This is a genomic window from Bacteroidetes bacterium GWF2_43_63, assembly GCA_001769275.1.
Lineage (GTDB): Bacteria > Bacteroidota > Bacteroidia > Bacteroidales > DTU049 > GWF2-43-63.
In genome coordinates, this window is record MEOQ01000012.1 from 24,139 (window position 1) to 38,667 (window position 14,529).

At 42.6% G+C, this 14,529-nt stretch carries 13 protein-coding genes and 1 tRNA gene; 6 read left to right on the plus strand and 8 right to left on the minus strand.

The window, feature by feature from the left end:
• Position 1 precedes the first annotated feature (1 nt).
• Entirely contained in the window at positions 2 to 343 is a 342-nt protein-coding gene (locus tag A2W93_01210; protein OFY55697.1) for a hypothetical protein, read from the plus strand.
• Between the two features lie 126 nt (positions 344 to 469).
• Positions 470 to 1,654: a GTPase HflX gene (locus A2W93_01215; GenBank protein ID OFY55698.1), complete on the plus strand. Its 1,185-nt coding sequence runs from the start codon at positions 470 to 472 to the stop codon at positions 1,652 to 1,654.
• A gap of 17 nt (positions 1,655 to 1,671) precedes the next feature.
• On the opposite strand, the gene A2W93_01220 is transcribed toward A2W93_01215, so the two are convergent.
• Positions 1,672 to 2,781: a hypothetical protein gene (locus A2W93_01220; protein OFY55699.1), complete on the minus strand. Its 1,110-nt coding sequence runs from the start codon at positions 2,779 to 2,781 to the stop codon at positions 1,672 to 1,674.
• Position 2,782: 1 nt separating this feature from the next.
• Positions 2,783 to 3,457 (minus strand): YggS family pyridoxal phosphate enzyme, encoded by a 675-nt coding sequence (locus A2W93_01225; GenBank protein ID OFY55700.1) that lies wholly within the window; start codon positions 3,455 to 3,457, stop codon positions 2,783 to 2,785.
• 172 nt (positions 3,458 to 3,629) lie between these two features.
• Here A2W93_01225 and A2W93_01230 point away from each other — a divergent pair, with 172 nt between their 5' ends.
• From A2W93_01230 to A2W93_01240, 3 genes are all read left to right on the plus strand, one after another.
• Entirely contained in the window at positions 3,630 to 5,090 is a 1,461-nt protein-coding gene (locus A2W93_01230; protein ID OFY55701.1) for a cytosol nonspecific dipeptidase, read from the plus strand.
• 180 nt (positions 5,091 to 5,270) lie between these two features.
• A complete protein-coding gene (locus tag A2W93_01235) occupies positions 5,271 to 6,476 on the plus strand; it encodes a bifunctional 3,4-dihydroxy-2-butanone 4-phosphate synthase/GTP cyclohydrolase II (GenBank protein ID OFY55702.1) in 1,206 nt (401 codons plus the stop codon).
• A 157-nt stretch (positions 6,477 to 6,633) separates the two neighbouring features.
• Complete coding sequence (locus A2W93_01240; GenBank protein OFY55703.1) at positions 6,634 to 7,008, plus strand: hypothetical protein; 375 nt, start codon at positions 6,634 to 6,636, stop codon at positions 7,006 to 7,008.
• 205 nt (positions 7,009 to 7,213) lie between these two features.
• On the opposite strand, the gene A2W93_01245 is transcribed toward A2W93_01240, so the two are convergent.
• Positions 7,214 to 7,672 carry a peptide-methionine (S)-S-oxide reductase gene (locus A2W93_01245; GenBank protein OFY55704.1) on the minus strand — a complete coding sequence of 153 codons (459 nt, stop codon included), beginning with the start codon at positions 7,670 to 7,672 and terminating at the stop codon, positions 7,214 to 7,216.
• A 145-nt stretch (positions 7,673 to 7,817) separates the two neighbouring features.
• On the opposite strand from A2W93_01245, the gene A2W93_01250 reads away from it, so the two are divergent.
• Positions 7,818 to 8,357, plus strand: a complete 540-nt coding sequence (locus A2W93_01250) for a hypothetical protein (protein OFY55705.1) — start codon at positions 7,818 to 7,820, stop codon at positions 8,355 to 8,357.
• Positions 8,358 to 8,413: 56 nt separating this feature from the next.
• Here A2W93_01250 and A2W93_01255 read toward each other — a convergent pair whose 3' ends face one another.
• The 5 genes from A2W93_01255 to A2W93_01275 all read right to left on the minus strand — a co-directional run bounded on the left by A2W93_01255 (position 8,414) and on the right by A2W93_01275 (position 14,529).
• Positions 8,414 to 8,647, minus strand: coding sequence for a hypothetical protein (locus A2W93_01255; GenBank protein OFY55706.1), 234 nt, complete (start codon positions 8,645 to 8,647; stop codon positions 8,414 to 8,416).
• Positions 8,648 to 8,918: 271 nt separating this feature from the next.
• Positions 8,919 to 8,994, minus strand: a tRNA-Gln gene (locus A2W93_01260).
• Between the two features lie 54 nt (positions 8,995 to 9,048).
• Positions 9,049 to 10,998 (minus strand): hypothetical protein, encoded by a 1,950-nt coding sequence (locus A2W93_01265; protein ID OFY55707.1) that lies wholly within the window; start codon positions 10,996 to 10,998, stop codon positions 9,049 to 9,051.
• 66 nt (positions 10,999 to 11,064) lie between these two features.
• Complete coding sequence (locus A2W93_01270; GenBank protein ID OFY55708.1) at positions 11,065 to 13,344, minus strand: hypothetical protein; 2,280 nt, start codon at positions 13,342 to 13,344, stop codon at positions 11,065 to 11,067.
• On the minus strand, positions 13,345 to 14,529 hold the full coding sequence (locus A2W93_01275) for a methionine gamma-lyase (protein OFY55709.1): 1,185 nt from the start codon (positions 14,527 to 14,529) through the stop codon (positions 13,345 to 13,347).

Genomic DNA, 14,529 nt, shown 5'->3' on the forward strand with positions numbered 1-14,529 from the left:
TATGAAACCAGCAAAAGCATTCTATCCGTTTGCTGCATGGCTCATCCGGCTTACCATGCTGCTTTTCACATATGTTTTCTTTTTCGAAACAATACGTGCCTTTGATTACAACAGTGTTGAATTCTACATTGCAAGCGCATTTGCAATATTTTCCGTACTTGTCCTTGTCGGCGGCTTCCTCTCGAAACCCGCAATGACCGTGGTCAGCGCCTTTTTCCTTTTTGGATTATCTGTCTATCAGCTGATCATTCACTTCAGCGAAAAACCAGACACAATAACAGTAGCTTATATGCTAAGCATCTCAGCCATGCTGGTGCTTTTCTCCGTCGGCAACAAGAAATAATAAATACAGCATCTGAAACCTCGAAGTGGTTTAACATCCGGGTAAAATCACACCAGCACCGAAACCACAACACGGCTGACGTAATTTCCGTACTTTTGCAACTAATAACACCAATCAAAGCACGCATTGAAATCACAAGGCAACATTACTGCTAAACCTAAGGAAAGAGCAATCCTTGTAGGACTCATAACATATCAGCAGCCCGAAACAAAAGCGCTTGAATACTTAGAGGAGCTCGATTTTCTGGCGCGCACCTCCGATGCCGTTGTTGTAAAACATTTTACACAGCGACTCGAAAAACCCGACGGACGCACGTTTGTAGGCAAAGGCAAGCTCGAAGAAATTGCACATTATGTCGAAGAGCACGAAATCAACATCATCGTATTCGATGATGAACTAACACCTACACAACTCCGCAACATTGAAGAAGTAGTCCAATGCAAAATTCTGGATCGCACCAACCTGATTCTGGATATCTTTGCATTTCGCGCCAGAACTGCTTATGCGCGCACTCAGGTTGAACTCGCACAATACGAATATATCCTGCCCCGCCTCACCCGCATGTGGACTCACCTTTCGAAACAGCGCGGTGGCATTGGGATGAAGGGCCCCGGTGAAAAAGAAATCGAAACCGACCGTCGTGTTATCCGCAAACGAATTTCATTACTTAAAGAAGAACTAAAGGACATTGACAAACAAAAACTTACTCAGCGTAAACAGCGCGAAAAACTGATCCGCGTTTCACTGGTTGGGTACACCAATGTTGGTAAAAGCACATTGATGAATGTAATTTCGAAGTCCGAAGTTTTTGCTGAAAACAAATTGTTTGCAACACTCGATACCACGGTTCGGAAAGTCACTTATAACGCGCTTGCATTTCTGCTCAGCGACACGGTTGGATTCATTCGTAAATTGCCACATCATCTGGTTGAATCGTTCAAATCGACGCTCGATGAAATCCGCGAAGCCGATCTGCTGCTGCATGTAGTCGATGTTTCGCATCCCAACTACGAAGAGCAAATGGAAACCGTGAGTAAGACATTGCTTGAAATCGGTGCCGGTGACAAACCGGTCATCATTGTTTTCAATAAAATTGATTTGTATAAACACGAGGAAAATTTCCTGGACGAAGAAACCGACAAAACACCGCAGCAACTGCTCGAGGAGAGCATTGTAGGCCGTATTGACACTCCTGCTGTTTTTATTTCAGCGAAAAAAGGTGACAATATCAGCAAATTGAAAGAATTGGTTTTTGAAAAAGTGAAAGAACTGCACACCGGCAAATATCCGGGGACTGTGCCGTTTTATTGATTGGATGGAAAATGGGTTTACTCCATCATCCGCTCAATCACTCCGCCCGCAGGGATTATTGATTTCAGATCAGAATACGGAATGGTAATGTCGATGCTGCCAGCCGCATATGGTGCTATTTCATACACATTATAGTGAAAAGTGATGCTGGTTTCAGACAATATGAAATTCTGCGTTGCAGTCACTACCTCCACGAAAAATCCTTCATCGCTCAACAACGCATCCGGAGCCAAATTCAGGTCGGAACGTAACTGATCGTTGATGGCTGTTTCAAGTATTGATTCGTAATTTATAACAAAAATATCCTCCAGTGTAAGCAGTTTGCCACTTTGTGAATCGTAGGTGTAATTCACCGAACCATAGAGCCCATGCGCTCCTCCGGTATATTCATATCCCGCTGAAACAAAACCGAGTAATCCGTTTTTCTGAAAAAGGACCGAAACCTCATCATAGATTTCCCAGTTCGAAATAAATTCGTCAATTTCGGCTTCACCACTTTCGTACATCGAAGTATAATCCTGAATATATGAAATGTCGAAATTTTTAATCATATCGTCAGGATAAACAGCATCGACCGGCAATCCTTCATACATGGAACAAATGGCCTTGATAAACCACAATGAATCAGCCTTCGGGGTGTTTGCTGCAGGTACAGGATACATGTGTTCTATGGTCATAGATACGGAATCGCGACCTTCTTCAGTTTCGAATGCAATGTGCCGGACTGCGCTGAAACACTTATAATCGACCGGAACTGCAATAGAAGTTGGTGTTGCCGGAAGAGTTAAAAAAAACGGTTCTGAATTCTGCTTTTCCTTTATTGTTAATCGAAGTGCTGATTGGCTTTTCAAATCTATTTTTACTTCGGAAAACAAGTCAGAGGAGCCAATGTAAACCGGCTCTGCAAGCGGATTTATACCAACTGAAACCAGACAACTCACCTGACTTTTCTGATCATAAAAATGAAGTTCTCCGGTTGAGTCATTCGGTTGATTCCAGACTGCTTCAGCCACATTGGTCATTGAAAAATACCTGACTATTCCACAGGAATTATTTGAAGAATAAACAGTCTGCGCAAAACCGTCTGCTGTCAGCACAAGAAGTATGATGATAAAGATTTTTTTCATTTTATTGGTTATAGTTTCGCTCTCCGAAAATGGAAGTACCAACCCGCACCAGCGTGCTGCCTTCTTCAATGGCTATGTGATAATCATAGCTCATGCCCATGCTGATTTCGCTGAAAACATCTTCGTTTTTAAAAATGGCAACTTTGAGTTTATTGAATACAATTTTCAGTGAGCGGTACTCAATTCGGGTTATAGACTCTGTATCGCTGAAACTACCCATTCCCATCACACCGCAGAAACGTACATTTGGGAAAAGCTTATAACGCCCCTCTTTAAGAAATAAAAATGTGTCATCGGGCTGAAAGCCAAATTTGGAGCCATCTGACGCAATGGATATTTCAAGCAGAACATCAATGACCCGATTGTTTTTACGAGCTTCCTTGTCAATTTCCTTCAGCAATTTTTCGCTATCAACACTCTGAATGCACGATACAAAAGGGGCAACGTATTTCACTTTGTTGGTTTGCAAATGGCCAATCAGATGCCACTCGATATCAGCAGGCAAGAGCGGATGCTTTGAACACAGCTCCTGTACATAATTCTCGCCGAAAATGCGCTGCCCGGAATCATACGCTTCGTGCAAAGCTTCAACCGGTTTGGTCTTGCTTACGGCAACCAATCGCACACTGGCAGGCAATTGCGAAACAATTCTCTGAATATTTTCTGCAATACCCATAATGATGCAAATGTAAGAAGAAACGAGACTATTTTGAAATTTCAGAGGGGTCAATCCATTGATTCAATAAAAATTGTATTTGCACCACTTTATTCAAAAATCTAAAATCACCGATCGATATTCTAAAATCATTATCTTTGGGTCAGCAAAAATCATTTAAACAAAAATAGCAATGAGTCAGGAAATCAAAAATCTCGAACCAAAAGAAGTATGGACATACTTTTATGAATTGACACAAATTCCACGTCCTTCGAAGCACGAAGAAAAAGTGCGCGAATACATGGTGAACTTCGGCAAATCGCTCGGGCTGGAAACCATCGTTGACAAAGTCGGAAACGTTATTATCCGCAAACCGGCAACACCGGGAATGGAAAACCGCCAGGGCATTGTTCTGCAGGGGCATATCGACATGGTTCCACAGAAAAACAGCGACAAGGATTTTGATTTTGAAAAAGATGCCATTCAGGCCTTTGTTGACGGCGAATGGGTAACCGCAGACGGCACTACACTTGGCGCCGACAACGGAATGGGCGTAGCAGCAGCCATGGCTGTGCTTGCCTCGAAAACCATTAAACACGGCCCTATCGAAGCGCTGATGACCATTGACGAAGAAACCGGAATGACCGGCGCTTTTGGTCTCGAAGGCGGTGTGCTTAAAGCCGATATTCTGATTAACCTCGACAGCGAAGATGAAGGCGAAATGTACGTTGGCTGCGCCGGCGGACTCGATGCCAACATCATCATGAAATATACGACCATACCGGTACCTGCAGGACACAAGGCTTTCAAACTCAGCCTCACCGGCCTGAAAGGCGGACACAGTGGAATGGAAATTATTCTTGGTCGCGGCAATGCGAATAAACTTATGAATCGTTTCATGAAACATGCCGTTGAAGAACATGGAATGATGGTCGCTTCTATTCATGGAGGTTCACTCCGCAACGCCATTCCGCGCGAATCATTTGCCGTTGTTACTGTTCCTTCAGAAAAAGCAAATGATTTTACAAGCTGCGTGAAAAAAATGGAGGAAACATTCCGCCACGAGCTTTCTGCAACCGAACCGGATATGAAATTTTTCGTCAGCGAAGAAGCTGTGCCGGCTGCAGTTATTGATCCGCAAATCATCTGGAAACTAACCCGTGCCATCTATGCTTGTCCCAATGGCGTTATGCGCATGAGCGATGCCATGCCCGGTCTGGTCGAAACATCGAACAACCTGGCCAGTGTGGATACTGAAAACGGTACAATCATAATCAAGAATCTGTTGCGCAGCTCTGTTGATTCAGCCAAAGACGCGCTCGGACACGCAGTTTCAGGAGTTTTTGAACTGGCCGGCGCCGAAGTTGAACTCTCAGGTGCTTATCCAGGCTGGAAGCCCAATATGGACAGTGCCATTTTGAAAAGCTGCCGCGAAATGTATCAGGGTATGTATGGAAAAATTCCTGAAATCAAAGCCATTCATGCCGGTCTCGAATGCGGTCTGCTCGGCGCTGTTTATCCCAACTGGGACATGATTTCGTTTGGTCCGACCATCCGCTATCCACACAGTCCGGATGAAAAAGTGAATATCGCTTCTGTACAAAAATTCTTCGACTTTTTAGTAAAGGTGCTGGAAAATGCGCCTGCTAAGTAAGTGGAAAGTAATAAAGTAAAAAGTTTATAAAGACACATAGTGTTTTTGACTTAACAAACAAACATGGCGCGGATTTCAATCCGCGCCATGTTTGTTTATTAGTATTCAGCACTGACGCTTATTTGCAATCCGTTCCGATGCTTGAAATTTATTGTACTTTTGCACTATTGAAATTTGACCATGGAAAAGAAATTAAACAGCATAGAAGAAGTACTCCCAGACCTGAAAGCAGGCAAAGTAATCATTGTGGTGGACGATGAAGATCGTGAGAACGAAGGCGATTTTGTTACCGCCGGTGAGACCATTACAGCCGATACGGTAAACTTCATGGCACGTTACGGTCGCGGACTCATTTGTGCTCCACTCACCATGGAGCGCGCTACAGAACTCAAACTCGACCTGATGGTGAAGGATAATACTTCATTACACGAAACGCCATTCACTGTATCAATCGACCTTTTACGTGACGGATGCACAACCGGAATTTCTGCGCTTGACCGCGCAAAGACCATTGCAGCCATGGCCAACGAGAATTATCTGCCCGAAGATTTTGGTCGCCCGGGACATATATTCCCGCTGCGCGCCAGACCAGGCGGCGTTCTCGAACGTGCCGGGCACACAGAGGCCTGTGTCGATATGTGTAAAATTGCAGGCATGAAACCGGTTGCGGCACTGGTCGAAATCATGAACGAAGACGGCACCATGGCTCGCCTGCCCCAACTATACGAAATTGCAGAAAAGTTCGATCTTAAAATAACTTCAGTAAAAGCACTGATTGAATACCGGCTGAAAACCGAATGTCTCGTTCGTATGGAAGAGGCCGTAAATTTCCCGACAGAGTTTGGCCATTTTCAATTAGTAGCATTCACACAGCTCACAAACAACCTTCCACATCTGGCACTTGTTAAAGGCGACATCACAACCCCGGATCCAGTGCTGATTCGCGTGCATTCATCGTGTGTGACCGGCGATATTTTCGGAAGTCATAAATGTGATTGCGGACCACAGCTGCACCGATCCATGCAGATGATTGAAAAAGAAGGTCGCGGAGTGATTCTGTATATGAATCAGGAAGGACGCGGCATTGGACTTATCAATAAACTGAAAGCTTATCATTTACAGGAACTCGGACGCGATACGGTTGAAGCCAATCTTGAATTAGGCTTCAAAGGCGACGAGCGTGATTACGGTATTGGCGCACAGATTCTGCGAATGCTGGGCATCACCAAAATGAAACTTATCACCAACAATCCTGTGAAACGAATCGGACTCGAAAGCTACGGACTCGAAATTACCGAAACCATTCCAATCATTGTAGAGCCCAATCAATACAATCAGTTTTACCTGGACACAAAACGAAATAAGATGGGGCATAAATTGAAATAAGAAAGTGAATCATGAACATCGAACACCGAACATGGAATGATGAAGTGAAAACAAAATCCGGAATGGTGAATCATGAACACCGATCATGGGACATGGTTTGACTAAGTGAGCCGAAATGATATAAAAAGCAATCTGAATAATATAAATCTTAAAAACAATGAAACAAGTGTTTGATCTTGAAGAAAGAATGGCGAATTACAGTGCATTGGTGCTGAGTTTTTGCGATTCAATCCAGAAAACATATGCAGGATCAACAATCGCAAATCAGCTTACTCGCTCCGGAATATCAGTTGCACTGAATTATGCAGAAGCTCAAAGTGCTGAATCAAGAAAAGACTTTGTTCATAAAATGAAAATCAGTTTAAAAGAATCCAGAGAGTCCTATATGTGTTTAAGAATAATTTCAAAATCTAGTTTGCAAAAATCTGATGAGATGCTCTTAAACCTGTTAAAAGAAACCAATGAATTAATCTCTATTCTTGTAAAATCTATAGAAACTGCAAAAAGAAATCTCGAAAATGGTAATAAATAGATTCCTGAAATTTGCATTCTTTTGAACCATTTCTGTCCTAATATTAGCGATCTTTGACTCATATCGCATTGAACTAATCAAAATCCATGTATAACGTCATTCTAAATTTTCATACTTCTATATTCGAGAAACAAAATAAGTTATATTTCAAAGTTTGGTGTTAAGACACTTCCAATTTCAGTGTTCTGTGTTCGTTGTTCAGTGTTCAAAAGCCCTTCTTCTTATAGTACTCCTGATGATATTCTTCAGCGTTATTATACAGCGAAACGGGCTCTACAACCGTTGTGATTTTCTTGCCGGCATATTTGGGCAGCTGCTGCAATTCTTCTATTACTTTTAATGCTACCATGCGCTGCTCTTCGTTGAAATAAAAAACGCCTGATCGATATTGTTCGCCGATATCAGGACCCTGACGGTTTAGCTGCGTTGCATCGTGGGTTAGAAAGAAAAAGCGCAAAAGATCTTCAGTTGATAAAACAGAATCGTTATAAGTCACCAGAACGCCTTCTGCATGACCCGTGGTGCCAGAACACACCTGCTGGTACGTTGCTTCAGGCACTTCGCCGCCAGCATAAACCGCCTTGGTTTCAATCACTCCTTCGAGCGAATTCAGCTTATATTGAACTGACCAGAAACAGCCAGCTGCAAGAATTATTTTTATCATACTACAAAATTACGCGCAGAATCAGTCCTTTTTACCCTTCAAAATCCTTTAAAAAATGCTATTTATCAGTTGTTTGAAAAGAATATTTCTGGTGATGTTTTGCATATTATCTCCGGAAGCGTTTATTTTGCATAAAATGTAAATCATGAGCAGACTTGTTTTAATAATTTTTTCCACGATAATACTCTCTGTATGCGCGCAATCTCAGGAAGCCGATTACGTGGTAAAGCTTGTGAAAACAACAGATTTCAGAGAAGTTTGTTACCTGCAGGAAGGGAAAAGAATCTGTCTGATTGATCAATCAGGAAAAAGATTTGCTGGAAATCTAATCTTGCCGAATGACAGCGAACTGGTCGTTTCGGACAAACATTTCTTTTTAGCTGACATTCGATATATTCAAACCAGTGGCGTTGGCAGAACAATGAAAAAAGTTTTCGGTGGATTTTTGGGCAGCGCAGGATTGCTGCTGACTGGGGCAGGATTCGCTGTGATTATGGATGCCGTTTCATCCAATACGCCAGAGGATTATATCATTCTGATTCCGCTAGGGCTTATCACAGCCGGCATAGGAACGCTCGCAACGCTGCAGGGCGTTTTTATGGTTTTTAGTAATGAGAATGAATTTGATGTGCAAAACAAATGGGATATTGAAATAATTCCTGCAACGGATCTTGCAACTGATTAAACGCAAAAAGCCGCTTCATCAGCGGCTTTTCTTTATTAAACGATTTGGCGATTGTTTTAATTATTGCCACGCACCGGTGCCTGCGTATTGGTTTCGGGCTCTTTTTCGGGTTTTGCATCGGTGGTAGCATTTGAAACTCCGGCAGCTGGCTGGGTTTCGATGATTGTTGTGTCAACGGTTTCCGTTTTCACTGCAGTGCTGTCGGTTTTTTCTTCTTCTTTCTTGCCATCGCCACATGAAACAAGAAGGAACGTTGCAGCAAAAGCTGCGATTAACATCAGACTTTTCATTTTTTTTGGTTTTTGGGTTATTGGTATGTGTATAACGCAAATAAAATCCGCGATATTTTGTATTTGCCAAAATAAATAGCAACTTTTCCAACAAGTGCCAACAAAAGTGCCAACGAATCAGTCAACAGGATAATAAAAGTAAGTATGCGTGCATTCAATTTTGTAAAAACGATTTCGAATTCGTGTAATTGAAAATCGCTTTCAACGCTACTTTCATCAAAGCCCCAAGTATTAAAACGCGAAAAGCCGCTTCATCAGCGGCTTTTCGTTATCGTTGTCCTGTTAGGGGTCGAACCTAAACTCTTCTGATCCAGAATCAGACGTGTTGCCAGTTACACCACAGGACAGTTTGGACGTGCAAAAATACAAAAGTTTTTTTTCACACAACAAATGTTGGAAAATTATTTTTTCCCTTCATTCATCAGGCCCTGCAGATATTTTTCCTTTTCTTTCATTACTTTGATGTCGGTCTTGGCTCTCTCAATCTTATCCCGAAATTCTTTCAGCAGCACTTCGGCATTTTTCGAGTTGGCGAAAAAGCCAAGATTGTTTTCCCAAAGCTGAACATCCTGCTCGAGTTTGGAAAGATTAAAGCGAAGTTTCTTCACTTCCGTCCACATTTTATCGCGGCCGTCGTTCATCTTCGACACTGATTCCATGCGCTCTTTATAGCGTGTGTTTTCAGATTCAAAGCGGCTGATTTTTAATTTGTCGAGTGTCTGATCGATTTTCTTATGCCATTCATTCTGAATTTCATCCTTTTTCTCAATCGGGACTCTGCCGATTTCGAACCAACGGCGCTGGAATTCGTTGATCAGGTTGAGGTTTTCCTTGTTGTCTTCAGTGAAATTGCTTTCTTCGAGCTCTTTGATCAGATCAAGTTTTTTCTGCAGATTTTCAGCTTCGACGGTTGACAGGTTTTCGAAATAGTTTTTCTTGCGATTGAAAAAATCGTCACAGGCAGAACGAAATCTCTTCCAAATAACATCGGATTTCACTTTCGGAACCGGCCCAACTTTTCTCCATTCATTCTGAAGGCGAATAAGATCATTACTCGTTTTCTTCCAGTCAGTGCTTTCTCTGATTGCTTCAGCCTCGAGACAAATATTCAGCTTCTTATTATAGTTCTCGTTCAGTTCACTGCGAATGGCATTGAAATATTCTTTTCGCGCAGCATAGAATGCATCGAGAATACCTTTAAAGTCGGCCCATATCTTATCGTTGTTTTCTTTGGGGGCTGGTCCAATTGAGCGCCACAAACCAAAGAGTTCATTCATTTCCTTTGTTGAAGCGTTCCACTCCTTCATTGTATTTATTTCAGCCGAAGCAATATTTCTGGCTTTATCAACGAGGGCGGTTTTTGCTTCAAGGTTGGCTTCAAACTTCTTGTTCAGTTCATCGTAATGCGAAATCCGGATCTCTCTGATTTTCTCTGAAGCATTGCGAAATCTGTCCCATATCTGGTCTTTCACATCGGAAGGGACAGGGCCAGTTTCTTTCCATTTATGGTGAAGCTCCTGCAGCTTTTTGAAAGATTCGTGCAACGATTTTTCAAAAAATAATTCTTCCGCTTTTTCGCACAGTTCAACTTTGATCTCCATGTTCTTTTTCATGTCAAGATCGCGTAGTTCGCGATTTAGCTTGACTTTGTCAAGAAACATCTGAACATGATGATTGTAATTCAGCCAAAGATCGTTGCTTTTATCCTTAGGAACCATACCTATCTCACGCCATTTATCCTGAATGCGTTTGAATTCGTCAAACGTATTCTTCAATGGTTCACCTTCTTCAATGAGCTTTTTCAGGTCGTCGAGCAGCACGAGTTTCTTTCCGAAATTTTCTTCCTGCTGCTTAACAATATTGTCGAAATGTTCTTTTCTCTTTTCCTGATAAATTCCCCATATGGCATTGAACTCGCCGGTTTTTTTATCAAGCAAATCCTTGTGCTCATGATTTTCCTGATCTTCTTCGCTTAACTCAGTAAGCTTCTGCCGCTCTATTACCATTTGAGCATTGTGCAGTTCGCGAAGTTTTTTCAGCGCCTGCCCAACCAACATCAAATCTGAACCTTGTTGTATAACATTAAGCGCTTCCGCCTTAATTTCATCCAGATTGTAGTTTTTCCACTTACTGTCATCCACTTCGTGGATCTCAGCTATATGCTCTTCTTCGTGCGGAGTTTCAGCCACAACGTCCATAACATACGAGCTTTCGCCATTTGCGAATTCGTTTTCATTTACCAATGCATCTACAGGGGTAATAGTTGTTTCAGCAACTTCCTGGTTGGATACTACGCTTTCATTCAGCTTAGAATCAGCATTTTCAGCCGGGGTTTCTTTCTTTTCTTCCATCACTTTGAAATTCAATATTCAGTATAGGACTGCAAATTTAAAAAACTTAATGAATTAGAGACCGTTTCAGTTAACTGCTTTCGGATTAAACAGAATATATCCGAAATAAAACGACAGCATAAAAGGCTCATCATACTTGTCGTAATAGCTTGCTGTTATGGCAACCGGACCAACAGGACTGTGAAATACAAATCCTGTAGAAGCCACAAAATACCTGCTTTTCAGCCAGGGACCATAAGTCGCATAAATACCGCTTGAACCCATTGTTATATCGCGGAGTGGCTGACATAAATAGGCCTCTGTACGAAAATCAAAATTGTCGCGGATCATAAAAAGTCCTTTCAGCCCGGCTCCTGCATACTGGTGTGACCGGTACTGCGGCATGAACAATGTGCTCATCTCAGGCATGGGTTGAAAAGGATTGGCAAACAACATCGTTGCAGTGTAACTGCCAAAAAAATCACGGTTCGAATAATATAACTCGTTGTACCATCCCAAACGAAACCGGCCCAGTGAACGAAAATAATTTTCATACACAAATTGCCCGTAAAACCATTGGTGATGAGCCGTGTAGCTCTGTAATAATGGCGACGTGGTTCCGGGAATGGTATTTTCCTTCCCTTCAACAAAACCGCCCTTTAACTTGAGTAAAGTGCCCTTGTTGGCATATTGTTTTTTATTAAGAGTGTTTCTCTCCCACTCCGCAAAAACGCTCCAGGCCTTAAAATTGGTCTTGTCCGGGATATCAGTTCTGGTGAAATAATTGTCCTGAAAATATTCATCGTCAATAATCATGGCCGAACCCGCCAGTGTTACTTTCCCTTTGTTTTTTGCAGGCACCACCACTCCGCAATCCCAGTGATAATCATTCACAATCAGATAACTTGGATTTTTATCCTCAAAAAAATGCGAGGTGGTTCTGAAGTAATCCCACTGGTTATAAACAATGCGACCAAAAAGTGCGTATTGCGGGTGACCCGGAAAATCGAGCCTCATTCCAAGTAAGCCTGAGCTGTAAAAACGTCCGGCATACATGTTTGCACGAAAAGTAGCTGCATTTCGCTGAAGATATTTATAACTCACTTCAGCAAAAGCCTGATTCACCGGATTGGATGAAACAAGCCCGCCAAAACGCAGCAAAATATTGGACTCTTTTTTCACATTAAGATCCAGTGAGAAACATCCGCTTGAATCTTTATAGGTGGCCATCGGGTAAATGGTACGAATTGCCTGATCGGTCATCAAACGGTAATAATCTTCTCTTGTCCTTTCAATACCTACAATTTCCCTACGCGAAAAATAATTCAGAACATACTGACGTTGCATTTTATTCATCCCCGAAACATCGACGTTATCGAACACCAATGGCGGTTTACGATTATTAAATGAATCGCGTTTGGACTGAATTTGCGCTTTCGAAATGCTGTCGATGACAAATTGGCGAATTTGCGGAATCTTCGCAACTGCAGCTTCATAGCCCAATCGGATGTATTCTTCTGAATGAGAAAAGTCAATGATATTTGTGGTCGGAATTTTCGGTTCAATCAGCACACTGCTGTTGCAAGGGACGTTATAGAATGTTTCTGACATGAAGATATTTTCGAGCTGCGACATGATGTTGTCTGGATCAGGAACAGCATTTATGGCAGCCACTTTCGAGCCGATGATGATATCCGGATTAAAATCATTCAAAGCCACGTCTGCCGGAAAATTATTAAACATTCCACCATCCATATACATTTTTCCATCAATAGTAATTGGCTTAAAATATAAAGGATAGGTCATCGAAGCGCGGATAGATTTCACCAGATTCCCGCTTTTGAAAACTTCAGCTCTTGAATCCGTAATATTGGCTCCAATGCATCGGAAAGGCACAAACAAAGAATCGAAATTTCCCTTGCACAATGCATTGGCCTGGGCAAAAATTTCCATGAAAACAAAATCCATCTGTCCCGAAGAAACTAAATGTGTCGGTACATCGAAACTCCAGATGCTGTCGGCATTTACGCGAAACGAAGCCCACGAAGCATCCAGCTCTGGTTGTTTGAAATAATACACATATTTTTCATCAATGGCTCCAGTGGCCCACATCAAAAACTGTTCAGAGGTAATCAGTTGCTCCATCTGGTCAGTTGTCCAGCCACTGGCATATAATCCACCAATGATAGCACCTATGGATGTACCCGCAATATAGTCAATGGGAATTTGATTTTCTTCAAGCGCTCTCAGCACGCCTATATGTGCAGCGCCTTTCGATCCACCTCCACTGAGCACCACGGCTACCTTCTGCGCATGTACGTAATGTGTGCAAAACAACAGCAGCCCTATGATGATCAGCTTTTTCATTTACACCATTTCGAGTGCTTGTTTCAGGTCGTTCAAAATATCTTCAACTTCTTCGATACCGATTGAAAAGCGCACCAGTCCTTCGGTAATGAAAGCTGATTTTTTCCCTTCTGCCGAAACTGCAGCGTGTGTCATCGATGCAGGATGCTGTATGAGCGATTCAACACCGCCCAGCGAGACTGCAAGCATAATGAGGTGGACATTGTCCATAAGTTTTACGCCAGCTTCATAGCCCCCTTTCATCTCAAAGCTGATCATGCTGCCGGGACCTTTGGCCTGTTTTTGAGCAAGTTCGTATTGAGGGTGCGACTTCAATCCCGGATACATAACGCGCTCAATTTTTGGATGGCTTTCGAGAAACTCAGCAATTATCATTGCACTTTCCTGAGCGCGCTCTACGCGCAAAGCAAGTGTTTTTGCTCCGCGAATAACTAAATACGCCTGGTGCGGATCCATATTGTAACCAAAGCCGACCATGATAGCGCGCAGTTTTTTGTATGTTTCTTCAGTCTTTGCAACGATGGCTCCGCCTACAATGTCAGCGTGTCCGTTGATGTATTTGGTGAGTGAATGCAAAACAATATCAGCACCCAGATCCAGCGGCTTTTGCAACACCGGGCTGCAGAAAGTATTATCGACGCAAACCAGAATTCCATGCTTGTGTGCCAGTTCCGATGCAGCTTTGATGTCAGTAATCGTCATCGTAGGATTGGCGGGCGTTTCAAGATAAAGAAGTTTGGTGTTCGGCTTAATCGCCTTTTCAATCTGGCTCAGGTCGCTCGAATCCACATAGGTGCTTTCAATACCGAAGCGCGTGAAATGGTTTTCCATAATGTTGCGGCTGGGGCCGTAAACAGCTGCAGAACTTACCATGTGATCGCCTTTTGAAAGCAGGGCGATGTAAACGGTTGACACCGCACCCATTCCTGAGCTTGTTGCAATACCGGCAAAGCCGTTTTCCATCACAGCGAGTTTCTCTTCCAAAGCGCCAATTGTCGGATTGCCAATACGGCTATAAATAAATCCTTTTTCTTTTCCGGCAAAGCGGTCAGCACCCTGCTGTGCATTGCGGAAAGCAAATGTCGATGTCTGATATATCGGTGTTACCGCACTCCCAAAAGCATCTTCAAAATCACCTGCATGAACCAACTGTGTGTTCAATCCTAAATCTTTAACGTTCTTCAT